This window comes from Variovorax sp. 05L425, from assembly GCF_056397705.1.
The window spans coordinates 126,447-148,269 of the sequence record NZ_JBFTNY010000003.1 but is presented as its reverse complement, the minus strand read 5'-3'; the positions used below and the strand labels follow the sequence as shown (position 1 = coordinate 148,269).

Sequence of the window (21,823 nt, the reverse complement as noted above, 5' to 3'; positions counted from 1 at the left end):
TGCGCTGCGCTTGCTCAGCCGTTCACGACGCGGCCGCCCACCAGCGTGTAGCGGGCACGTCCATGCATCGCGTAGCCGCCGAAGGGCGTGTGCTTGCCCTGGCTCCTGAGTGCGTCGGGGGTGACTTGCCATTCGTGCGCGGGGTCGACCACGCAGACATCCGCGGCACCGCCCTGGACCAGTCGACCCACGCCTTCGGCGCCAATCAGGCGTGCCGGCGCAGCGCTGACGACCTCGATGGCACGCGCCAAGCCGGCGCCGCTCTGCTCGCCCCATTGCAGCGCGAGCGGCAGCAGCAATTCCAGACCCGTTGCGCCGGGCTCGCTTTCGGCAAAGGGAAGCGTCTTGGCGTCGGCTTCCACCGGCGTGTGGTCGGAGACCAGCGCATCGATGGTTCCGTCGGCCAGCCCGGCCGACAGCGCGTCGCGGTCGCGCTGCTGACGCAACGGCGGATTGAGGCGTGCGCGGCTGTCAAAGTAGCCGATGTCGGTATCGACGAGATGCAGCGAATTGATGCTCACATCGCAGGTCAACGGCAAGCCTTCCGCCTTGGCCGCGCGCACTTGCTCCACACCGCCCGCGCTCGACAGACGACAGAGGTGCACGCGCGCCCCAGTGTTGCGCATGAGTTCGACGATGGTGAAGATGGCGATCGTCTCGGCAGCCGCCGGCACGCCCGCCAATCCGAGACGTGTGGCCAGCGGCCCGCTGGCAGCGACACCCTTGCCCAGGTCGCGCTCCTGCGGGCGCAGCCAGACCGTGTAACCGAAGGTGCTGGCGTACTGAAGCGCGCGCTGCAACACCTGCGTGTTGCTGAACGGAACTTCGGCCTGACCGAAGCCGATGCAACCGGCCTCGGTCAGTTCGGCCATTTCGGTGAGCACCTCGCCCGCCAGCCCGCGCGTGAGAGCGCCCTGCGGAAACAGGCGAGCGCGCTGCAGCTTCTCGGCGCGGAACTTGAGCATCTCGACCAGGCCTGGCTCGTCGAGCACCGGATCGGTGTCGGGCGGACAGACCAGGCTCGTGACGCCGCCGGCCACGGCCGCACCCATTTCGCTTTCGAGCATGCCCTCGTGCTCGTAGCCGGGCTCCCGCAATCGCGCCGCGAGGTCGACCAACCCGGGTACGACGAAGCACCCTTGGGCATCAAGCGTGCGGTCCGCGCGGAACTCGCTGGAGACATTGCCGATGGCGAGGATCTTTCCATCGGCGACCGCGACATCGGCGGTGCGATCGAATTTCGAGGCAGGATCGACGACGCGACCGTTGGTGATCAGAAGGTTGCTCATGCTTCGTTCCCTGCGACGATGCTCATCACGGCCATCCGGACCGCGATGCCGAAAGTGACCTGCGGCAGGATCACGCTCTGCCGGCCGTCGACCACCGCCGAGTCGATTTCAACGCCACGGTTGATCGGCCCCGGATGCATCACGATCGCATCGGGCTTGGCCAGTTGCAGTTTCTCGGGCGTGAGGCCGTAGGTCTTGAAGAACTCTTGCGACGAGGGCAGCAGCGCACCGCTCATGCGCTCGTTCTGCAGCCGCAGCATGATGACGACGTCGCAGTCCTTGATGCCTTCTTCCAGCGTGTGGCACACGCGCACGCCCATCTGGGCGAGGTCGCCGGGCACCAGCGTCTTGGGGCCGACCACACGCACTTCGGCGCAGCCCAGCGTGGTGAGCGCATGGATATCGGAGCGCGCCACGCGCGAATGCAGCACGTCGCCGACGATCGCGACGGTGAGGTTCGCGAAGTCCTTCTTGTAGTGACGGATCGTGTACATGTCGAGCAGACCCTGCGTCGGGTGCGCATGGCGCCCGTCGCCGGCATTCACCACGTGCACGTGCGGTGCGACGTGCTGCGCGATCAGGTAGGGCGCACCCGACTCGCTGTGGCGCACGACGAACAGGTCGGCCGCCATCGCGCTCAGGTTGGCGATGGTGTCGAGCAGCGATTCGCCCTTGGTCGCCGATGAGCGCGCGATGTCCAGGTTGATGACGTCGGCCGAGAGGCGCTTGGCCGCGATCTCGAAGGTGGTTCGCGTGCGCGTCGAGTTCTCGAAGAAGAGGTTGAACACGCTCTTGCCGCGCAACAGCGGCACCTTCTTGACCTCGCGGTCGCTCACGCTGGTGAAGTTCGCGGCGGTGTCGAGGATGTGGGTGACGATGTCCTTCGGCAGGCCTTCGATCGAGAGCAGATGGATCAGTTCGCCGTTCTTGTTGAGTTGGGGATTTCGTTTGTAAAGCATCAAGCGTTTTCCTCCACCTTGAAACTGAATGCGCCGGCCTCGCTGCGGGCCAGCGCAAGCAACTGGGTCGCCGGCAGTTCGAGGTGTTGGGCCGCGAAATCGGTCGCCACCGGCAACTCCCGCCCGCTGCGATCGATCAGCACCGCCAACCGCACGCGCGCCGGCCGGCCGAAGTCGAACAGTTCGTTGAGCACGGCCCGGATCGTCCGCCCCGTGTAGAGCACGTCGTCGAGCAGCAGGACATCGGCGCCGTTGACGTCGAAGGGCAGCGACGTCTGGGCGCTCGCCGACAACCCGCGGCGAGCGAAATCGTCGCGATGCATGGCCGACGAAATCACACCAGGTGCGCCGGACAGGCCCAGGTCTTTCTGCAAGCGCTCGACCAGCCAGGCGCCGCCCGAGGTGATGCCGACCAGGCGCGTATCTTCGCGCATCAGGGATTTCACGCCACGCAGCAACTCGACGTAGAGCGCCTCGGCGTCAGGAATGGAGTTCACGGAAGGCTCCTCAGGAACTGTTCAAGAATGATGCAGGCCGACGCTGCGTCGGCATCGCGCGCGCCCGAGGCGAGCGCCTCGGTCGTGCTGTAGCGTTCGTCGACCTCGTACACCGGCAGCTTGAAGCGGCCATGCAGCTGACGGGCGAAGCGCTGCGCCGCCCGGGTGTTTTCGTGCGGCGCGCCATCGGGATGGTACGGAACGCCGACCACCAATGCGTCGGGTTGCCATTCGCCAATGCGTGCCTGCACCTGCGCGAAGCGTGCGCCGCCTTCGGCCCTGATGGTCGGCTGCGGCGTCGCCGTCTTCAGCAAACGATTGCCGCTGGCAACGCCAGTGCGCTTCTGGCCGTAGTCGAAAGCCAGGAAGATTTGGAAATGGGAAGGGACCGGAGGGGCAGCGTCAGGCATCGCCGAAACGCTCATGCATGCCCCGCGTCAGGCGACAGGGTCCACGCCTGTAGGCCCAGCAGCGACAGGGCCTTGTCGTAGCGCTGCTCGACCGGCGTGTCGAAGATCACCGCCGGGTCGGCCCCGACCGTCAGCCAGCTGTTCTCGGCCAGTTCCGATTCGAGCTGGCCCTCGCCCCAGGCGGCGTAACCCAGCGAAACCAGCACCTTGCGCGGGCCGGCACCGGTGGCAAGCGCCTCCAGGACGTCCTTGGATGTCGTCATCTCCAGGCCGCCGGGAATGGTCATGGTCGATGCGTAGACGGACTCGTTCGGCTTGTCCGCATCGGCAAAAACGGGTTCGTGGAGAACGAAGCCGCGCTCGGTCTGCACCGGGCCACCCTGGAAGACCGGCGCATTGCCGAGTTCAGGGCTGGAGAGATGCAGTTCGATCTTTTCGAACAGCACGCCGAGATTGATGTCGCTGGGCTTGTTGATCACCAGACCGAGCGCGCCGCGCTCGCTGTGCTCGCAGAGATAGACCACGCTGCGGCTGAAGGCCTTGTCTTCCAGACCCGGCATCGCAATCAGGAAATGATGCGTAAGGTTCATCGGGGCAGAATCGGAGGCCATGCCGCCGATTTTACTGGCCGTCGACAAGATCTATCCGAAGGGGTTGATGTGGTTTCGCCGCGACCTGCGCGTGGATGACAACGCCGCGCTCTATCAGGCGCTGCGAGCCTGCCGGCAGGTCATTTGCGTGTTCGTCTTCGACCGCGCCATCCTCGACCCGCTGCCGCGCGTGGACCGACGCGTCGAATTCATTCGCGAATCGCTGGTTGAACTCGACGCCGAACTTCGCGCCCTCGGCGGATCGCTGATCGTTCGCCATGCGAAAGCCGAGGACGAGATCGCGAATTTGGCGCGCGCGCTCGAAGTGCAGGCCGTGTTTGCGAACCGCGACGACGAGCCCGGCGCGTTGGCACGCGACGCCAAGGTGCTCGGCTCGCTGGCAAACGCGGGAATCGCCTTCCATGCCTACAAGGACCACGCCGTCTTCGACCGCGACGAGGTGTTGACGCAGGCCGGACAGCCGTTCACGGTCTTCACGCCCTACAAGCGCGCATGGCTTGGCAAGCTCGACGCTTTCTACCTGAAACCCTACCCTGTTCGCAGCTATGCGGAATCACTGGCCCCAGCGCCCGAGAAGTTTCGCGCGCCCGTGCCGACGCTCGCGGATCTTGGCTTCGAGAAAAGCAACCTCGGCGACCTCGACATTCCCACCGGCAGCCAGGGCGGCGCCGCGCTGTTCGACGATTTCTTCCAGCGCATCGATCGCTATCACACGGCGCGCGACTTCCCTGCCGTGCGCGGACCGAGTTACCTCGGCGTGCACTTGCGCTTCGGCACGGTGTCGATCCGCCAGCTTGCCGGCGTTGCGCACCAGCTTTCGCTGCAGGGCGACGAAGGTGCCGCGACCTGGCTCAGCGAGCTGATCTGGCGCGATTTCTATTTCCAGATCCTGGTGCACTACCCGCATGTGACGAACGGCGACGAATCACGCAGCTTCAGGGCCGAATACGACAAGATCCAGTGGAACCACGGCAAAAACGCCGATGCGCTCTTCGACGCCTGGTGCAAGGGGCAAACCGGCTACCCGCTGATCGACGCCGCAATGGCGCAGATCAACCAGACCGGCTACATGCACAACCGACTGCGCATGGTCGTCGCGAGCTTTTTGTGCAAGGACCTGGGGATCGACTGGCGACGCGGCGAGCGCTACTTCGCGCTGCATCTCAACGACTTCGAACTCTCGTCGAACAACGGCGGCTGGCAATGGGCGAGTTCCAGCGGCTGCGATGCGCAACCCTATTTCAGAATCTTCAACCCTGTCACGCAGAGCGAGCGCTTCGATCCCGAGGGAAAGTTCATCCGCCGATACCTGCCGCAGCTCGCGAAGCTTCCCAATGCCGCGATCCACGCGCCCTGGGCGGCAAAGCCGTTGGAGCTGGAGGCGGCGGCGGTCAAGCTCGGCGTCAACTACCCGAAACCGATCGTCGATCACGCCGAGGCACGCGAGCGGACGCTGCAGCGTTACGCGGTCGTTCAGGCCGCGAGCGCGACGGGCAAATCAACGCCTGTGTAGCTGCGCACCAGGCGCAACAGCTCTTCTTCCGAATACGGCTTGCCGAGGTAGTGGTTGACGCCCAGCGCGCGTGCGTGATCGTGGTGCTTTTCGGCGATGCGCGAGGTGATCATGATGATCGGCAGATCGGCCAGCGACTCATCCGCGCGGATGTTGCGCGCCAGGTCGAAGCCGTCCATGCGCGGCATCTCGATATCCGACAACACGACGGCCGGCCGTTCCTGTTGCAGCCGCTCGAGCGCCTGCAGGCCATCGGCCGCGAGCGCCACGCGATAGCCTTCGCGCTGCAGCAGACGCTGCGTGACGCGCCGCACGGTGATGGAGTCGTCCACCACCAGCACCAAGGGGACCTGCGACGCGGCCTTCGGTGCGGTCGTGGCGGGTCCAGCGCCGTGCGCATCCTTCGACGCCGTGTGACGGCCGGCGCTGGCTTGTAACGCGCGCGCTCTTTCGCCGTGCACCGCGGCCAGCGCAACCGGGTTGTAGATCAACGCAACGGCGCCGGAAGCCAGCACCGAAATGGCAGCCATACCCGGCAGCCGGGAGAGTTGAGGCCCGAGATTCTTGACGACGACTTCCTGGTTGCCCAGCACTTCGTCCACGTGGAGCGCAACACGCTGCGCCGCGCTTCGCGCGATGACCATGGTGTTGGCCTTGGCCGGCGCGCGTTCACTGCCGGCCGAAGACTGCAACAATGCCCCGGCCCAATAGAAGGGCACCTGCTCGCCACCGAAGGCGTAGCGCTGGTCCAGGTACGCCTTTTCGAGATCGGCAGCGGTCGCACGCAATACCAATTCGACCAAGTTGGAAGGCACGCCGATCGTGACGGACCCCGCGCGCATCATGACCACGTGCGTCACCGCGGTCGTCAGCGGCAGCACCAGCTTGAACGTGGTGCCCTCGCCCGCCTTGCTATGGGTTTCGATCCGGCCGCCGAGTGCCGCGACCTGCGCACGCACGACGTCCATGCCGATACCGCGTCCCGCCAGCTCCGACACCTGCGCCGCCGTGGAGAAGCCAGGCTGGAAGATCAACTCGGCAGCCTCGTCGGGGCTGAGCTGCTGGCCCTCGGCGACGAGACCCAACGCGCGGGCCCGAGCTGCGATGCCCTCATAGTTGAGTCCGGCGCCGTCGTCCTGGAAGCTTACCGAGACGTCGTTGCCTTCATGGTGCAGTTCGATGTTGATCAGGCCGCTCGCATCCTTGCCAGCCTTTTCGCGAAGCGCTGCATCCTCGATGCCATGCGCCACGCAATTGCGCAGGAGGTGCTCGAACGCGGGCGTCATGCGGTCGAGAACGCCGCGATCCATTTCGATCGAGCCGCCGGTGATGTCCAGGCGGACCTGCTTGCCGGTGTCCTTCGAAGCTTGGCGCACCACGCGGTACAGACGCTCCGAAATACCCTCGAACTCCACCATGCGCGTGCGCAGCAAGCCGCGCTGGAGTTCACGCGTCTGGCGCGCCTGTGCGCTCAGGTCATCCTCGGTCGCTTGCACCGTCTTCTGGAGCGTGCGCTGCACCGTCGCCACGTCGTTGACCGACTCGGCCATCATGCGGGTCAGTTCCTGCACGCGCGTGAATCGGTCGAACTCGAGCGGATCGAAGCCCTGCTGGGAGTCCTTGGCTTGGGCCAGGCGCGACTGCATCTGGCTTTCCGCCTGAACCTCGATGTCGCGCAACTGCTGGCGCAGGCGGTCGAGGTTGCCGGTCAGGTCGCTCAGCGAACTGCGCAATTGACCCAGTTCGGCTTCGAGCCGCGATCGCGTGATGATGACTTCGCCGGCCTGGGCAACCAGGCGGTCAAGCAGATGGGTGCGGATGCGCACCGCCTGGCTCGACACCGCGCGCGATGGCACAAGGGCGGACGGGGCGGGTATTGCAACAGCAGGGCGCTCCGCCGGCACGGCCACCGCAGGAACGTCCGCCGCCGTCTCGGTGACATTCGGCTCGGCTTCGGCGGCCGGCTCGACGACCTTCTCTTCTGGCGTCGCTACAACGGCACGCTTGATCAGTTCCGCCTGGATCGCGTCGTCCGCCTCGCGCAAGGCATCGAAAGTTGCCTGCAAGGCGTCGAAGCGGGTCAACAGTTCTTCGATCGCCCGGTGGTCGGCTCCCTCCGAGCCGATCACCTCGATGTCGGACTCCATCCGGTGAGCACGCTCACCCAGTCGCATTGCACCGGCCAGACGCGCGCTCCCCTTGAGCGTATGCAGCGTGCGCAGCGCCGAGGACCGCGATGCGGTGTCGTCCGGATGCTGAGACCATTCGCGCAGCGCGCCGCCCAGTTGAGGCAGCAATTCGGCGGCCTCTTCCTCGAAGATCGGGAACAGGTCCACGTCAACCGCGTCAGCGACATCGAGTCCATCGTCGGATTCATCGAGCGCCACGTCTGCTGCCGCCTCGCGCACGATATGCAGCGGCACAACCTTGGCTTCGACCGGCTCGGCGGCCAACTGCGAGGCGGCGACATCGCGCAACGCCTGCAGCGTCTCTTCGGTCGGGTCCTTGAGAAAGCCTGCCGCGAACTGATGAAGCAGGCGCCGAAGTTCCTCGGCAGCAGCCACCAGGGTCGTACCCTGCGCCGGCGTTCCCCGGCCTTGCATCTGCAGATGCTGCAGTGCCGCCTCGAACGAGCGCGCCATGCCCGACAAGCTGTGGAATCCGACCGTGGCAGAACTTCCCGCCAGCGAATGCGCAAGGCCGATCGTCGAGTCGGAGACACGTTGATGGGATTCAAGCGCCCATTCGCCGACTTCGGTTGCCAGTTGGCGCGACCACTCGTCGGCTTCGTTCAGATAGACGTTGTAGAGCTGGATGCCGATACGCAACGGCCCGATCACCTTCACCTGCTCCTCGGCGCTCGGTGCGGCGGGGGCCTCGGGGGCGACTTCGGCCGGTGCCGCAGCAACCACGGGGGTATCTTCGACATCCTCGACGGCGGCCATCGGGGCTTCGGCGGGCGATTCCGCATCCAAGTCCGCCATTTCGACGATCGCAGGCGCGGATTCGACGGTCGGCTCTGCCACCGGTTCAGGCTCGGCCTCGGCCTCCGGCTCCAGCGTCAGTTCGAAAGCGAGTTCAGGTGCTGATTCGGGAACGGCGGTTTCCACCTCGGGTTCAAACGCCGGCTCTTGCACCGCCGCTGGCTCACGCAACCATTCCGGTTCAAATTCGGGCTCCGGTTGGGGCTCTGGAATCGGCCCTTGCACCACCGCAGGACGCGAAGGCTCCAGCGAGGTGTGCACGGTCTCAAGGAAATCGGCGTCTTCGGTATCTCCCAGAGACGCCACTTCTTCCGGTGGCGGCTCGGGCTTCGCGTCGAAGTCGAGAAAGTCGGTGGAAGCGAAGCCGTTGTCGGATTGCGGCTCTTCAACCGGCAGGTCGAATTCATGACGACGCGACGGTTCAGTGATCTCGGCACGCGGCTCGACGGACAACGGTTCGCCAATTTCCTCGGGGGCAAGGGCTTCGGGTGTGCCGAAATCCAGGCTGAGGTCCGGGAGATCCGGCATCTCGGGCAGCGGCAGCAGTTCGGCAGGCGCCGCTGGAGCGACCAGAGATTCCGCGGCGATGTGACGCGCGGCTGCGACCAGCGCGTCAGCGTCAGCGACACGAGCCGGCGGGGCGATCGGCTCGCCGGTACGCAGTGATTCCGCCACGGCGATGAAGGGCGCCGAGCGCCAGTCGTGAGCTTCGCCCGCGGCGATGGCCTCGACCCATTTCGCGAAATCGCGCAGCGACGTGCGAGTGCCTTCAAGCAATTCAGGCGTTGCGGGACGCTCGTCGGCCAGCCAGGTATTCAGCACCTGCTCCAGCGACCACGCGGCTTCGCCGAAGTCCATGAGCCCGACCATGCGCGAGCTGCCCTTGAGGGTATGGAACGCGCGTCGCAGGACGGTCAGTTCGCCTTCGTCGTCAGGACGAGCGCCGAGCGCTGACACCGCAGCCAGCCCGTTGTGAAGCACCTCGCGCGCTTCGTCGAGGAAGATGTTCTGGAGGTCGTCTTCCTCGAGCTCCGTCACCTCGGTATCGGGCAGGCCCTCGAGCGGCGCGGGACCGGTGATTTTCGCGGTCCAGCTGGTAGTCGCCTGGCTGAACTCCTCGATCGGCGACGGCGGCGGCTTGCGCGTACCCGGTGAAGCGAGCGCGGCCAGCTTGGCTGCGATCTGCGCATCGACTTCTTCGACACTCAGAACCGGCTCGGTCGGAGCAACAGTGCCGGATGCCGACGCGAACGACACCGGTGCCGCTGCCGCGGGCGATGCCTCGCTGCCCTGCCGCCCCATGAGCGGCTTGAGTTCGCCGATTTCCGTGTCGAACACGAACAGCCGCTTGGCCAGCGCGGGCTGGTAGCTGAGCATGTCGATCAGGAAGCCCAGCGCGCCCAGGTTGTTGCCGAGCGAATCGAAGGCACGGATCTCGTCGACCGGCGACTCTTCGATCAGGAGCTGGTCGACGTTCTCACGCATGCGCTGCACCGTCTGGGCAGCTTGGTCGAGGCCGAGAACGGAGAACACACCGCGCATCTGCAGGAGTTGCGTCGGAACGGTGCGAAGCAGGCCCTTTTCGGTGGGCCGGCGGAAAAACTGGTCGAGCGATTTTTCGAGTTCGCTCAGGTGGCTGCGCAATTCGCTGACGACCGTGCCCATGGTCTGGCGGTCGCTCACGCGGCGGTACAGCTCCTCCATCCATGGCTCGAGCGGCTCCGAACGGCCGCCATCACGCGCGCGTTCGATCCGCCCGGCGAGCTGCACGGTACGGGCCGTCAACTGCCGATCCTGCGGGTCGAGATCCTCGAACGCCGCCTCAAGGTACAGGACAGACGTCGCGACTTCCATCGCCAGTTCGGTCCCAGGTGCCTGGCTGCTGCGCAACGATGCCTCGACGGCGTTGTTCAACGCCTGCACCATCGGCATGCTTGGCGGATGCAGCTTCTGCAGCGATTCGCCGAGCTGCGCGAAGGTATCGGCCACCTGTCGTGTGCGAGTCACGTCGCCGCCCGACAACGCCGACCACATTTCCTTTGCGGCTTCGATGCGCTTGCGTGCCTGCGCGAGCATCAGTGGGTCGAAGCGGCCGAATTGCTCGATCGTGTAGTCGACCGTCTGTTCGTTGGTGACACCCCAGGCAGCGCGAACGGCACGCAGCGTCGCGGCTTCATCCTTCGGCCCGGGGACGGCCTGCGCGCAGAAGAACAACAGGTCCTGGCCCAGGCGGTCCGACACGGTGTTGTCACCGCGGGCCAGCGTGGCGTATTGCAGCAGCACGCGCGACGCTGCGCGCTTCACGTGGCTGTCGGCCGGAACGAGCGCCAGTGCCAGCGCCTCGAAGAAGCCGGCCGCAAGCGTCCAGAAGCTGGCGACCCTCGGCACCGAAGCGCCTCGCCCGAGTCCCAGGCACAGCGCCTGGAGACGGCGTGCCGCGTGATCGTCACCGCTCTTGACCACCTGCAACACTTCGCGGTCGAGTTTCGACCGCACAGCGGGGTCATACACCAGCGCGGTCTGGGTCGGCGCCGGCTTGATCTCGACCCAGCGCCAGGTCATGCTCCAGAGGTCGGCCGGATGGACGCGCTCGTTGCCAACCAGTTCAAGAACCTCGCGGTACTGCGGGAAAAGCGCGACCGACGAGACAACCTTGCCCGCGATCACAGCGTTCAGGAAGTCCGCGACGGCAAAGCCTGCCCGATCAATCTTGACCACGGCTGCATCGTTGCAGCGCAGCGGCTCGGTCACGAAGCTCTGGACTGCGAACTCCATCGCTCCCAGCACGAGCGCAGGCGCGGTGTGACCCACCATCTGCAACGCACCGACGGCCTGATGCAACTGCTGTCGTGCCAGCCGCACCGGCATCGTGTCGATTTCGCTTCCAGGCGCAGCGGCCGCGGCGTCTCGGGCGAAACGCCGCAGGGACTTGCCCACACCATCGAGCGATTTCTGGATTTCTCCGAGAACCCAGGCCAACGGCCCAAGATCTTCCGTCGCCGGTGCGTTACCGGCGGTATGGGCGGTTGCAGGGCTTTGAATCGACACGTTGGGGGCTCGGCGTTCAGGAAATCTTGAAACGAGACACGGACTGACGCAATTCCTCAGCCATGTGCGAAAGCTCGCGGACCTGCTGCGCAGTGGTGCGGGTGCCCTCGCCGGTCTGTTCGGTCACGGCAAAGATGTGCTGGATGTTGGCCGCGACGACGTTGGCGGAATCCGCTTCGCGCGAGGCGGATTGCGAAATCTGCTCGATCAGCTCCGCGAGTCGGCGTGACACGCGGTCGATCTCGGACAGCGCAGTACCCGCGTTGTCGGACAGCTTGGCCCCCTCGACCACACCCTGCGTTGAGCGCTCCATGGCGCCGACGGCATCCTGCGTGTCCGTCTGAATTGCCTTCACCAGCGCCGAGATCTGGCGTGTGGCGTCCGCGGAGCGTTCAGCCAGTCGCTGCACTTCTTCGGCAACCACCGAGAAGCCGCGGCCGGCCTCGCCGGCGGATGCGGCCTGGATGGCTGCGTTGAGCGCCAGTACGTTCGTCTGCTCGGTAATGTCCGAGATCAGCTCGGTGATTTCGCCGATCTCCTGCGACGATTCGCCGAGGCGCTTGATCCGCTTCGAGGTTTCCTGGATCTGGTCGCGGATCGAGTTCATGCCGCCGATTGCGTTCTGCACGGCCTGCAGACCCGACGAAGCGGCTTGCAGCGATTGGCGTGCCACCGTGGCGGATTCCTGTGCTTGCGAAGACACCCCGTTGATTCGCTCGGCCATGGTGAGCACCGATTGGCCGGTTTCGCGAATCTCGCGCAGCTGTTCGGTCGAGGCGGCAAGCAGTTCAGTCGAAGTGCTTTCAACCTGGGAGGTCGTCTGCGCCACGCGCGTCGCCGTGTTCTGCACGTTGCCCACAAGCAAGCGAAGCTCTTCCACCGTGTAGTTCACCGAGTCGGCGATGGCGCCGGTGATGTCCTCGGTCACCGTGGCTTCCTGCGTCAGATCGCCCTCGGCGACGGTCTGCAGTTCGTTCATCAGGCGCAAGATGGCCGCCTGGTTGGCTGCATTGACACGGGTAGCGTCTTCGCTGGCACGCTCGGCTTCAAGACGGTCGCGCTCGGCGGCAGCGGCACGCTCGCGGCCTTCACGAACCTGCACGAAACCGATCGCGCCGGCGAGTGCCAGAGCAGCCAGCGACAGCACGAACAGCATGACGACGGTGCCCGCGCCCAGGCCGGTGCGCGCAGAGAGCTTGTCCTGCAGATCGCCGAGCGAGGTACGCAGGGGTTCGCTGTCGGCCAGGATGGCGGCCTGCGCTTCGCGAGCGGCAACCAGGCCTTGCAGGTTGCCCAGAATGGCGCTGGCTTGCGTGCGCGTCTGTTCGTAGGTCTTCAGGATGCCTTCGAGTTGCTGGCGTGTCTGCTGGTCGCGCGTACCGGGCAGTCGTTGCTGCGAGCTTCCGTCGAGCAAGCCGCGGGTGATTTCCTGGAAGGAGTTCAGGTCCTTGCCGAGCAGGAACACAGCGTCGGGACTCACGCCTTCGACCGTCAGGAACTCGTTGGCCGACTTGCCGATACGCTGCGTCAGCATCACGAGTTGGCCCGCGGCGGAAATTTCCGGCAAGGTCGCGTTCTGCTGCATCTTGAGCGATGCCACGGTCTCGGCCATTTCGAGCAGGTCCGAAGACTGGCGATTGATGTCGCGCAACGCATTTCCGACCTGCGTCAGGATCTGCTGCTGTGCCAGCACGGCCTTGGCGCTTTTGTCGGCGCGTTCGACCAGCGGGGTGATCTTGCCGAGTTCGACGTCGTACTGAGATCCCGCGCGCTCGAGCTTGAGCGAGTCGTCGCCGTTCGCAAGGCCCTGCACACGGCGTGTCAGGTCATCCGAGCTGTCCTTCACTTCCGCGAACGCAGCCACGTTGCCGACCAGCGCCTGGGAGACCGACTTGGCCAGTCGCTGCGACTGCATGAGCGATTGACCCGTGGCAGCCACTTGTTGCGCGAGTCGCTCGGCCCGCAGGATGGCGGAGCCGGCGACAAGCAGAAGCAACAACACCACGCCGGCCAACGCCAGCGCGAGAATCCGCTGCTGCCGCGCGGGATTCGAGCGCTGGGAACGCTTGGAGCGCACTGTTCGCGTGGTGCTTCCTGCGGCGGCCTCCGGCGGCGTTTCGACCGGGGGCGCTTGCTCCTCTGCGGGTGTCGCAGTGGTGTCGACATCGGTCGAGAGCGCCGGTGATTCAGGCACCGCATCTCTGTGTATCAGCATCGTTTTCTCGTCCGGCGTTTGCACGGTTTCGATGCTATCAAGCGCCAAAGTGGCGCCGCTGTCAGCGCTCACGCGGACACTGCCGCCGGTCACGGGCAGGAATTTCTTGAACTTGTCGGCGATCGAGCTCACGGTCGTTCCTTCAGGTTGTGTTCGGTACAGGGCGCAGCGCTCAGGCGCCGATGCTCAAAAATTGGGGTTGCTGGGAAAGCGCTTGCAGGTTGATTTCCTGCCAGCGCGCTCCAGCCGCGTCGGTATAAGAATGACCCAGCCAGGCCGGCGCATCCGCCTGCGGCACTTGCGATGCGACAAAGGCATCGACACCACGCAAGCCGACGAGCCGATCGATCAGCAATGCACAGTTGACTTCAAGCAGTTCATTGAGCGCGACGAGCCGGGATTGGGCGCGCGAGCTTTCATTCGTCGCCGGCGCAGCCATTGCGCCGGACACGAAGGCAGACAGCTGGACGACCCCGAACAAGCCGCCGCGAAGGTTGGCCACGCCGAGGAACCAGGGCTCGGTATAGGGCACAGGTTCGGGAGAGGTCCACGGAAAAATCTCGCCCGCATGCCCAAGCGGGAACAGGTAATTTGCATCGCCCGCTTCCACCGCGAGCCACGATGCGGAAACACCCGACGTGCGCGCCGCCTGGAGGCGGCTGGCGAGCCGGGACTGAAATGCGCGAAGAGCGTCGCGGTTGGCCATGGATGGTCGGAGAGGCTTGCGAAATTCAGGCCAGGGCGCTGATCTTTGCCATCAACTCGGCCACATTCACCGGTTTGACGATGTAGTCGCGGGCGCCTTGGCGCATGCCCCAGAGGCGATCGGTTTCCTGGTTCTTGCTGGTGCACATGATGATCGGTACCGATGCGTACTGCGGATGGCGAGCAATCGCGCGCGTGAGCTGGAAGCCGTTCTGGCCCGGCATCACGACGTCCATCAGAATGAGATCGGGCTGCTCCTCCTCGAGGCGACGCATGGCATCGTCCGCATTTTCGGCCGTCTTCACCGAGAAGCCATTTTTCTGAAGAAGGTCCGAAAGAAATACCAACTCGGTCTTCGAATCATCGACGACGAGCACTTTGCGAATGGCCATTTACTGCGCTTCCTGAACGATGCCGAACTGCTGCACGGCGTGGAGCAGCTGGTCTTTGGTGAAGGGTTTGGTGAGGTAGTCCTGCGAGCCGACCATGCGACCGCGCGCCTTGTCGAACACGCCGTCCTTCGACGACAGCATGACAACAGGGACATTGGAAAAGTGCGAGTTGCGCTTGATGATGGCGCAAGTCTGATACCCGTCGAGGCGGGGCATCAGGATGTCGCAAAAGATCAGGTGGGGCTTGTGGTCATTGACCTTGGAAAGGGCATCGAAGCCATCCTCCGCGAGGAGGACTTCATGGCCGCCCTGTTTGAGGAAGATTTCGGCGCTTCGCCGAATGGTGTTGCTGTCGTCAATGACAAGCACCTTGTAACCAGATCCATTCGCGCTCATTTCGCCGCTCCTCTGTGACACCTTGAAGACCGCTGCGCTCCCTCAGGAACACAGGAAGCGCGGCCCTATGCCATGCTTCTAGATCTCAACCATTTCGAAGTCTTCCTTGCGGGCCCCACATTCGGGGCAGGTCCAGTTCATCGGAACATCTGCCCACGCCGTACCGGGCGCAATACCATCTTCTGGTACTCCAACCGATTCGTCGTAGATCCACCCACAAATCAGGCACATCCAGGTTTTCGTATTCATCGCAGCTTAAAGTCCCTGTTCGTCAAATGCAACGATCGTATCCAAACGTATCGAGAAACTCGTGACAAGCGTCTCAGATATGCCACCATCTGGTGAGCCCTGATTGGGTATGAAAACTTCCCTATTACCAACAGAGCACGATCACAAAGTGAGCGATCTTACCGACCCCTCGAACGACGAAGACGCGGAGGAGAGCGATTTGAATCCGCCTTGCGTGCTGGTTTTCAACGCCAGCGATCCCAGCGGCGCCGGTGGCCTCGGTGCGGACGCGGTTGCGATGGCCTCGGTCGGCGCTCACATGCTGCCGGTGGTGACCGGAGCCTACGCGCGCGATACGGCCGAAATTTTCGATCACTTCGCCTTCGACGAAGAAGCCGTCGCCGAACAGGCGCGATCGATTCTGGAAGACGTGGAAGTGCAGTTGATCAAGGTCGGCTTCGTCGGCTCTCCCGAGAACCTGAGCACTGTGGCCGAGACCGCGACCGACTATCCCGAGGTTCCCGTCGTCGCCTACATGCCCAACCTGTCGTGGTGGGAAGACAACCAGATCGAGGCCTATCTCGATGCATTCCGCGAGCTCGTCTTGCCGCAGACCACGGTGCTTGTCGGCAACCACAGTACGCTCTGGCGCTGGCTGCTGCCCGACTGGAGCGGCGAGCGGCCGCCGACGGCGCGCGATGTTGCGAAGGCGGCAGGCGAATTCGGCGTTCCATATACCCTGGTCACGGGGCTGGTCCTGCCGGATCAGTTCATCGACAACGTGCTGGCATCGCCGCAATCGATACTCGCGAGCGAGAAATACGAGCGACTCGATGCCGTGTTCGCCGGGGCGGGCGATACGCTTTCGGCCGCGCTGGCGGCGCTCCTCGCCAGCGGCACGGATCTCGTCGCGGCTGCGAGCGAGGCACTGAGCTACATGGACCGCTGTCTGGATGCGGGCTTCCGTCCCGGCATGGGTCATGTTCTCCCCGACCGCCTCTTCTGGGCCCAACCCGAAGACGAAGACGACAACGGCGAAGCCGCCTCCCCCTCCGACTTCGCCTTGCCGCCGCACGACACGAGACATTGAGCTCGCCCCCAGGCTGCGCGTACTGCGTGTCGCTTCGCCAACCCCCTGCCGGGGGCAACACCAGCGGCCCGGCGAAGCCGGTTCCGCGGTGTTTCGCGAATTTCCCTGGCTCCACCCGATTCGGTGAGCGGGGGCGGGGGCGGCATGAAAGATACTCGCGTGATGCCACACACTGACCAGAACGAAATTCTTTTCGAGCGCGCTCGCGCTGTCATTCCCGGGGGCGTCAATTCGCCCGTACGCGCGTTCAGGGCCGTCGGCGGCACGCCGCGTTTCGTGAAGCGCGCGCAGGGTGCTTATTTCTGGGATGCGGCCGACAAGCGCTACATCGACTACATCGGCTCCTGGGGCCCGATGATTCTGGGTCACGGGCATCCCGCAGTGGTCGAAGCGGTACAGCGGGCTGTCACGGAAGGCTTCTCGTTCGGCGCGCCAACCGAGCGCGAGATCGAACTCGCCGAAGCCATCCTCGCGCTGGTGCCGTCCATGGAAATGGTGCGGCTTGTCAGTTCGGGCACCGAAGCGGCCATGAGCGCCCTGCGTCTCGCGCGCGGCGCCACCGGCCGCAAATTCATCATCAAGTTCGAGGGCTGCTACCACGGCCATGCGGACGCGCTGTTGGTCAAGGCGGGCTCGGGCCTCGCAACCTTCGGCAATCCGACTTCGGCCGGCGTGCCACCCGAAGTCGTGCAACACACGCTGGTCCTCGAATACAACAATGTCGCGCAGCTCGAGGAGGCCTTCGCGCTGCATGGCAAAGAGATCGCCTGCCTGATGATCGAAGCCATCGCCGGCAACATGAACTTCGTTCGCGCGAGCGCCGCTTTCGCCCGACGGTGCCGCGAGCTTTGCACACAACATGGCGCGCTGCTGGTCTTCGACGAGGTCATGACCGGCTTCCGCGTCGGCCCTCGTGGCGCGCAAGGCGTGCTGGGCATCACGCCAGACCTCACGGTGCTCGGCAAGGTGATCGGCGGCGGCATGCCGCTCGCTGCCTTCGGAGGACCGCGCGCAATCATGGAGCAGCTCGCGCCGCTCGGACCGGTCTACCAGGCCGGCACGCTGTCGGGCAACCCCGTGGCCACCGCCTGCGGCCTGGCTACCTTGAAAGAAGTGGCCAAGCCCGGTTTCTTCAACGCGCTGTCGCAAAAGACACACGCACTGGTTGGAGGTCTGAAGGCCGCGGCAGCCGCCGAAGGTGTGCCTTTCAGCGCCGACAGCGAAGGCGGGATGTTCGGCTTCTTCCTGCTCGATGCGCTGCCGCAGAACTACACGGCCGTCATGAAGAGCGATGGCGCCAGGTTCAACAGCCTGTTCCATGGACTGCTCGATCGCGGTGTGTACATCGCACCGGCGTTGTACGAGGCAGGTTTCGTGAGCGCCGCGCACAGCGACGACGACATCGCGGCGACGATCGAGTCCGCACGTCAGATCTTCGCGACGCTCTAGGCCGTCGTGAAGTACCTTTCGCTGATTGCGGGCGCGAGCCTGCTCATGCCCGGGCTGGCCTGCGCCGAACTCGACCTCGGCCAAGTCTGGATCAATCCCGGCTTCTATACGCTGCACTTCGATCGCAACAAGGGGCTCGAGGACGCCAACCCGGGCATCGGGATCGAGTGGCCGATCAATGAAACGTATTCATTGACCGCGGGGCTCTTCCGCAACAGCGACCGCGAGCGTTCGCACTACGCGGGGCTGTATGTGATTCCCTTCGAATTCCACGGCGTGAAGTTCGGCGCCGTGGTGGGCGGCTTCGACGGCTATCCCAAGACCAACAACGGCGGCTGGTTCGCGGCGGTGATTCCCACCGCCGCGATCGAGGGGCGAAACTGGGGGCTGAACGTGGCGATCATCCCGAGCATCAAGGACCGACTCTACGGCGGGATCAGCTTTCAGCTCAAGTACCGCTTTGGCGCGGATTAGGCTAGTGCCTGAAGTGACGCACGCCTGAGAGCACCATCACGACGCCGCGCTCGTCCGCAGCGTCGATCACTTCCTGGTCGCGCATCGAGCCGCCGGGCTGAATCACCGACGTGGCACCTGCATCCACGACCACGTCGAGTCCGTCGCGGAACGGGAAGAACGCATCGCTGGCGACTGCCGTGCCGGACAGCGAGAGACCGGCATGCTGCGCCTTGATGCTCGCGATGCGCGCGGAATCAAGCCGGCTCATCTGCCCCGCCCCGACGCCCATCGTCATGCCTTCGGCACAGAACACGATCGCATTGCTCTTGACGAACTTTGCGACCTTCCATGCGAACAGGAGGTCCTGCATCTGCTGCGGCGTGGGCTGCTTCTTGCTCACGATCTTGAGTTCGTCGACCGACAGTTCGCGGTTGTCAGCCGTCTGCATCAACAGGCCAGAACCGATGCGCTTGACGTCGACAGCGTTGTGGCCGTTGTCCCAGTCGGTCTTGCCACCGGGCGGCAACGCGATCTGCAGGATGCGCACATTGACTTTGCTCTTGAAGACTTCCAGCGCTTCGGGTGCATAGCCGGGCGCCATGAGCACTTCAACGAACTGCTTGCTGACAGCCTCCGCGGCGGCGCGATCCAGGGGGCGATTGAAGGCGATGATGCCGCCGAAAGCCGAGGTCGGATCGGTCTTGAAGGCCTTGCTGTAAGCCTCCAGCGCATCCTTTCCCGTCGCGACACCGCAAGGATTGGCATGCTTGACGATCACGCACGCAGGGGTGTCGAAGCTCTTCACGCACTCCCAGGCAGCATCGGCATCGGCGATGTTGTTGTAGCTGAGTTCCTTGCCTTGCAACTGAGTGGCCGTGACCAGCGAGCCGGGTGCCGGATACAGGTCGCGGTAGAACGCAGCCTGCTGGTGAGGATTCTCGCCATAGCGCAGGTCCTGCAGCTTGACGAAGCGGCCGTTGCTTTGGGCCGGAAACAAGGCGTGCGTGCCGTCTTCCTGGATCCGCGAGAGGTAGTCGCTGATGGCGCCGTCGTACTGGCTGATGCGATTGAAGGCCGCGACGGAAAACGCGAACTTGGTCTTGTCACTGAGCTTGCCGTCGGCTTTGAGCTCAGCCAGCGCCTGCGGATACTGCGCCGCATCGGTCAGAACGCCCACGTCTTTCCAGTTCTTGGCGGCGCTGCGCACCATCGCCGGGCCACCGATGTCGATGTTCTCGATCGCATCTTCCAGCGTGCAGCCGGGCTTCGCCACCGTGGCTTCGAACGGATAGAGATTGACCACCAGCAGGTCGATGGTGTCGATCCCGTGCTCCTTCAACGCCGCCATGTGCGCCGGCACGTCGCGGCGCGCCAGGAGGCCACCGTGCACCTTGGGGTGCAGGGTCTTGACGCGTCCGTCGAGCATCTCGGGGAAGCCGGTCAGCTCGGCGACCTCGGTCACCGGAAGACCGGCGTCGGCCAGCAGCTTGGCGGTGCCGCCAGTCGACAGCAGCTTGATGCCGAGCGCATGCAGCGCCTGGGCGAATTCGAGGATGCCGGTCTTGTCGGAAACGGAAATCAGTGCATTCATCAGGAGTTACTTCAGCAGTTTGTGTTCGACCAGCTTCTTGCGCAGCGTGTTGCGGTTCAGGCCGAGCCATTGCGCGGCCTTGGATTGGTTGCCCTCGGCGCGTGTCATCACGACATCGAGCAATGGCTTTTCGACGACGCGAACCAGCATGTCGTACATGCCATCGGGTTCGGTCCCTCTCAGATCGCGGAAATAGCTGTCCAGACTGCTTCTTACGCAGTCTTCAATATGTTTCTTGCTCATGGCCTTCTCTTCTTCTCCTCTTGTTCTATCTTTGCTTCACGCCAGCGCGTCGGCCGCCTGCTCGTCCGATGGTTCGAGCGCGTCACGCGCGGCAGCCGGGATGCGGTCCATCCGGGTCGCCAGCGTGTCGAAGAATCCGGCCACCGCGCGCAGCTGCGCGTCGCAATCTTCGATGGCGTTCATCTCTCCGCGGAATTCCTCGCCGCCCGGAAGTGCGCGCACATACCAGCCGATGTGCTTGCGCGCCGTGCGAACGCCGCTGTAGTCGCCGTATAAGGCGTAGTGCTGTTGAAGATGGTCGAGCATCAGACGCCTGACTTCCGCCACCAGCGGCGGCGCCAGGTGCGTGCCTGTTTCCAGGAAGTGCGCGATCTCGCGAAAGATCCACGGCCGGCCTTGTGCGGCACGGCCGACCATCACCGCATCGGCGCCGGTGGCTGCAAGCACGTCGCGCGCCTTCTCGGGCGACGTGATGTCGCCATTGGCAACGACCGGAATACGCACAGTGGCCTTGACCGCCGCGATCGTGTCGTACTCCGCATATCCCTTGTAGCCCTGCTCGCGCGTGCGCCCGTGCACGGTGAGCATCTGGACACCGGCCTGCTCGAATCGCCGCGCCAACGCCACCGCGTTGCGATGGTCTTCGCTCCAACCGGTGCGCATCTTGAGCGTGACGGGAACGCTGTGCGGCGCGGCAGCCTTCACGACCGCTTCGGCGATTTCGAGTGCCAACGGCTCGTCACGCATCAATGCCGATCCGGCCCACTTGTTGCAGACCTTCTTGGCGGGGCAACCCATGTTGATGTCGATGATCTGGGCACCGCGATCGATGTTGTATTGCGCGGCCTCGAACATCATGTCGGCGTCGGTGCCGGCGATCTGCACCGAGATGGGGCCGGGCTCGCCGTCGTGATTGGCGCGGCGCGAGGTCTTGAGGGTGCCCCAGAGTTCCTTGCGCGAGGTGACCATCTCGCTCACCGCATAACCAGCGCCGAGTTCGCGGCACAGCATGCGGAACGGCCGGTCCGTGACACCCGCCATGGGCGCGACGAACAGGCGGTTTTCCAGCGCGATGTTGCCGATGTGCAAGGTCATTGGGAGAAAGGTGGCGCGCGCCGGGCTGCTGAAAAATGAGGCACGATTGTAGCGGCGCGGCCGTGTGTCGGCTGAAACGATTTGCACTCGGACTGCATGCAGATGGCATGTCTGCAACACCTGGCATCCATACTTGCACCTACACGCCCAAGTGCCTGCAGCTTTCTATACTGCGGCCCACATGCAAGCCTGGCTCGACTCGCTCCTGGCGCTCCTGGCGCTTCCTCACTATGGGCTGAGCACGCTATTCATTGCCGCTTTCGTCTCAGCGACGCTGCTGCCCATCGGCTCGGAGCCAGTGCTGTTCGGGCTGCTCAAACTCAATCCGGAGCTGTTCTGGTCAGCCATCTTCGTCGCGACAATCGGCAACACCTTGGGTGGCGCCGTCGACTGGTGGATGGGCTACGGCGCGCACAAGGTCGCCGACAAGTATTCACATTCGAAGCACCATGTCCGCGTGCTCGGCTGGCTGGAGCGCCTCGGGCCCAAGGCGTGCCTGCTGGCCTGGCTCCCGATCGTCGGCGATCCGCTTTGCGCGGTTGCAGGCTGGCTGCAGCTTCCGTTCTGGCCATGCCTGGCCTACATGGCGATCGGCAAGTTCGCGCGCTACATCACGATGACCGTGGCGCTGCTCTACATCTGGCCGAGCTGA

Annotated in this window: 19 protein-coding genes; 5 read left to right on the top strand and 14 right to left on the bottom strand. The window is 64.5% G+C overall.

The genetic code is table 11. From position 1 onward, the window contains the following. Positions 1-14 precede the first annotated feature (14 nt). The 5 genes from AC1DN9_RS04830 to AC1DN9_RS04810 are packed head-to-tail and all read right to left on the bottom strand — an operon-like array spanning position 15 to position 3,766. Complete coding sequence (locus tag AC1DN9_RS04830) at positions 15-1,289, bottom strand: dihydroorotase (protein WP_478097793.1); 1,275 nt, start codon at positions 1,287-1,289, stop codon at positions 15-17. Then, the gene (locus AC1DN9_RS04825) at positions 1,286-2,248 is read right to left on the bottom strand and encodes an aspartate carbamoyltransferase catalytic subunit (protein ID WP_478097791.1); all 963 of its coding nucleotides are present in this window, start codon (positions 2,246-2,248) and stop codon (positions 1,286-1,288) included. The genes AC1DN9_RS04830 and AC1DN9_RS04825 overlap by 4 nt, the downstream gene beginning before the upstream one ends. Continuing rightward, complete coding sequence (gene pyrR / locus AC1DN9_RS04820) at positions 2,248-2,745, bottom strand: bifunctional pyr operon transcriptional regulator/uracil phosphoribosyltransferase PyrR (protein ID WP_478097790.1); 498 nt, start codon at positions 2,743-2,745, stop codon at positions 2,248-2,250. The genes AC1DN9_RS04825 and pyrR overlap by 1 nt, the downstream gene beginning before the upstream one ends. Next, a complete protein-coding gene (gene ruvX / locus AC1DN9_RS04815; protein WP_478097788.1) occupies positions 2,742-3,155 on the bottom strand; it encodes a Holliday junction resolvase RuvX in 414 nt (137 codons plus the stop codon). Before ruvX ends, pyrR begins: the two co-directional genes overlap by 4 nt. Positions 3,156-3,166: 11 nt before the next feature. Continuing rightward, a complete protein-coding gene (locus tag AC1DN9_RS04810; protein ID WP_478097787.1) occupies positions 3,167-3,766 on the bottom strand; it encodes a YqgE/AlgH family protein in 600 nt (199 codons plus the stop codon). Between AC1DN9_RS04810 and AC1DN9_RS04805 the strand changes: the two genes are divergently transcribed. Continuing rightward, positions 3,765-5,279 (top strand): cryptochrome/photolyase family protein, encoded by a 1,515-nt coding sequence (locus tag AC1DN9_RS04805; RefSeq protein WP_478097786.1) that lies wholly within the window; start codon positions 3,765-3,767, stop codon positions 5,277-5,279. The genes AC1DN9_RS04810 and AC1DN9_RS04805 overlap by 2 nt on opposite strands. Here AC1DN9_RS04805 and AC1DN9_RS04800 read toward each other — a convergent pair. The 6 genes from AC1DN9_RS04800 to AC1DN9_RS04775 all read right to left on the bottom strand — a co-directional run bounded on the left by AC1DN9_RS04800 (position 5,240) and on the right by AC1DN9_RS04775 (position 15,268). Further along, the gene (locus AC1DN9_RS04800) at positions 5,240-11,311 is read right to left on the bottom strand and encodes a hybrid sensor histidine kinase/response regulator (protein WP_478097785.1); all 6,072 of its coding nucleotides are present in this window, start codon (positions 11,309-11,311) and stop codon (positions 5,240-5,242) included. The genes AC1DN9_RS04805 and AC1DN9_RS04800 overlap by 40 nt on opposite strands. Positions 11,312-11,327: 16 nt before the next feature. Further along, positions 11,328-13,658 carry a methyl-accepting chemotaxis protein gene (locus AC1DN9_RS04795; RefSeq protein ID WP_478097784.1) on the bottom strand — a complete coding sequence of 777 codons (2,331 nt, stop codon included), beginning with the start codon at positions 13,656-13,658 and terminating at the stop codon, positions 11,328-11,330. A 40-nt stretch (positions 13,659-13,698) separates the two neighbouring features. Further along, positions 13,699-14,232, bottom strand: coding sequence for a chemotaxis protein CheW (locus AC1DN9_RS04790; RefSeq protein ID WP_478097783.1), 534 nt, complete (start codon positions 14,230-14,232; stop codon positions 13,699-13,701). A 25-nt stretch (positions 14,233-14,257) separates the two neighbouring features. Then, positions 14,258-14,623, bottom strand: coding sequence for a response regulator transcription factor (locus tag AC1DN9_RS04785; protein ID WP_478097782.1), 366 nt, complete (start codon positions 14,621-14,623; stop codon positions 14,258-14,260). Next, complete coding sequence (locus tag AC1DN9_RS04780; RefSeq protein WP_286567888.1) at positions 14,624-15,019, bottom strand: response regulator; 396 nt, start codon at positions 15,017-15,019, stop codon at positions 14,624-14,626. A gap of 78 nt (positions 15,020-15,097) precedes the next feature. Then, positions 15,098-15,268, bottom strand: a complete 171-nt coding sequence (locus tag AC1DN9_RS04775; protein WP_088955233.1) for a rubredoxin — start codon at positions 15,266-15,268, stop codon at positions 15,098-15,100. Positions 15,269-15,377: 109 nt separating this feature from the next. Between AC1DN9_RS04775 and thiD the strand changes: the two genes are divergently transcribed. The 3 genes from thiD (at position 15,378) to AC1DN9_RS04760 (ending at position 18,260) form a co-directional block, all read left to right on the top strand. Beyond that, complete coding sequence (gene thiD, locus AC1DN9_RS04770; protein ID WP_478097781.1) at positions 15,378-16,337, top strand: bifunctional hydroxymethylpyrimidine kinase/phosphomethylpyrimidine kinase; 960 nt, start codon at positions 15,378-15,380, stop codon at positions 16,335-16,337. A 162-nt stretch (positions 16,338-16,499) separates the two neighbouring features. Next, the gene (gene hemL, locus AC1DN9_RS04765) at positions 16,500-17,786 is read left to right on the top strand and encodes a glutamate-1-semialdehyde 2,1-aminomutase (RefSeq protein WP_478097780.1); all 1,287 of its coding nucleotides are present in this window, start codon (positions 16,500-16,502) and stop codon (positions 17,784-17,786) included. Between the two features lie 6 nt (positions 17,787-17,792). Further along, complete coding sequence (locus AC1DN9_RS04760; protein WP_478097779.1) at positions 17,793-18,260, top strand: hypothetical protein; 468 nt, start codon at positions 17,793-17,795, stop codon at positions 18,258-18,260. A gap of 1 nt (position 18,261) precedes the next feature. Here the strand turns inward: AC1DN9_RS04760 and purH are convergent, their stop codons facing one another. From purH to dusB, 3 genes are read right to left on the bottom strand one after another with little or no spacing between them, the layout of a single operon-like run. Beyond that, positions 18,262-19,833: a bifunctional phosphoribosylaminoimidazolecarboxamide formyltransferase/IMP cyclohydrolase gene (gene purH, locus AC1DN9_RS04755; RefSeq protein WP_478097778.1), complete on the bottom strand. Its 1,572-nt coding sequence runs from the start codon at positions 19,831-19,833 to the stop codon at positions 18,262-18,264. A 6-nt stretch (positions 19,834-19,839) separates the two neighbouring features. Then, positions 19,840-20,076 (bottom strand): Fis family transcriptional regulator, encoded by a 237-nt coding sequence (locus AC1DN9_RS04750; RefSeq protein ID WP_068683508.1) that lies wholly within the window; start codon positions 20,074-20,076, stop codon positions 19,840-19,842. A gap of 36 nt (positions 20,077-20,112) precedes the next feature. After that, positions 20,113-21,171 carry a tRNA dihydrouridine synthase DusB gene (gene dusB, locus AC1DN9_RS04745; RefSeq protein WP_478097777.1) on the bottom strand — a complete coding sequence of 353 codons (1,059 nt, stop codon included), beginning with the start codon at positions 21,169-21,171 and terminating at the stop codon, positions 20,113-20,115. A 181-nt stretch (positions 21,172-21,352) separates the two neighbouring features. Here dusB and AC1DN9_RS04740 point away from each other — a divergent pair, with 181 nt between their 5' ends. After that, the gene (locus AC1DN9_RS04740) at positions 21,353-21,823 is read left to right on the top strand and encodes a YqaA family protein (RefSeq protein WP_478097775.1); all 471 of its coding nucleotides are present in this window, start codon (positions 21,353-21,355) and stop codon (positions 21,821-21,823) included.

Coding starts and splice junctions, on each gene's coding strand:
- ruvX (WP_478097788.1), bottom strand. CDS start 3,155: ATGCCTGACGCTGCCCCTCCGGTCCCTTCCCATTTCCAAATCTTCCTG.
- hemL (WP_478097780.1), top strand. CDS start 16,500: ATGCCACACACTGACCAGAACGAAATTCTTTTCGAGCGCGCTCGCGCT.
- AC1DN9_RS04810 (WP_478097787.1), bottom strand. CDS start 3,766: ATGGCCTCCGATTCTGCCCCGATGAACCTTACGCATCATTTCCTGATT.
- AC1DN9_RS04750 (WP_068683508.1), bottom strand. CDS start 20,076: ATGAGCAAGAAACATATTGAAGACTGCGTAAGAAGCAGTCTGGACAGC.
- AC1DN9_RS04780 (WP_286567888.1), bottom strand. CDS start 15,019: ATGAGCGCGAATGGATCTGGTTACAAGGTGCTTGTCATTGACGACAGC.
- AC1DN9_RS04775 (WP_088955233.1), bottom strand. CDS start 15,268: ATGAATACGAAAACCTGGATGTGCCTGATTTGTGGGTGGATCTACGAC.
- AC1DN9_RS04825 (WP_478097791.1), bottom strand. CDS start 2,248: ATGCTTTACAAACGAAATCCCCAACTCAACAAGAACGGCGAACTGATC.
- thiD (WP_478097781.1), top strand. CDS start 15,378: ATGAAAACTTCCCTATTACCAACAGAGCACGATCACAAAGTGAGCGAT.
- AC1DN9_RS04790 (WP_478097783.1), bottom strand. CDS start 14,232: ATGGCCAACCGCGACGCTCTTCGCGCATTTCAGTCCCGGCTCGCCAGC.
- AC1DN9_RS04785 (WP_478097782.1), bottom strand. CDS start 14,623: ATGGCCATTCGCAAAGTGCTCGTCGTCGATGATTCGAAGACCGAGTTG.
- AC1DN9_RS04830 (WP_478097793.1), bottom strand. CDS start 1,289: ATGAGCAACCTTCTGATCACCAACGGTCGCGTCGTCGATCCTGCCTCG.
- purH (WP_478097778.1), bottom strand. CDS start 19,833: ATGAATGCACTGATTTCCGTTTCCGACAAGACCGGCATCCTCGAATTC.
- AC1DN9_RS04805 (WP_478097786.1), top strand. CDS start 3,765: ATGCCGCCGATTTTACTGGCCGTCGACAAGATCTATCCGAAGGGGTTG.
- AC1DN9_RS04740 (WP_478097775.1), top strand. CDS start 21,353: ATGCAAGCCTGGCTCGACTCGCTCCTGGCGCTCCTGGCGCTTCCTCAC.
- dusB (WP_478097777.1), bottom strand. CDS start 21,171: ATGACCTTGCACATCGGCAACATCGCGCTGGAAAACCGCCTGTTCGTC.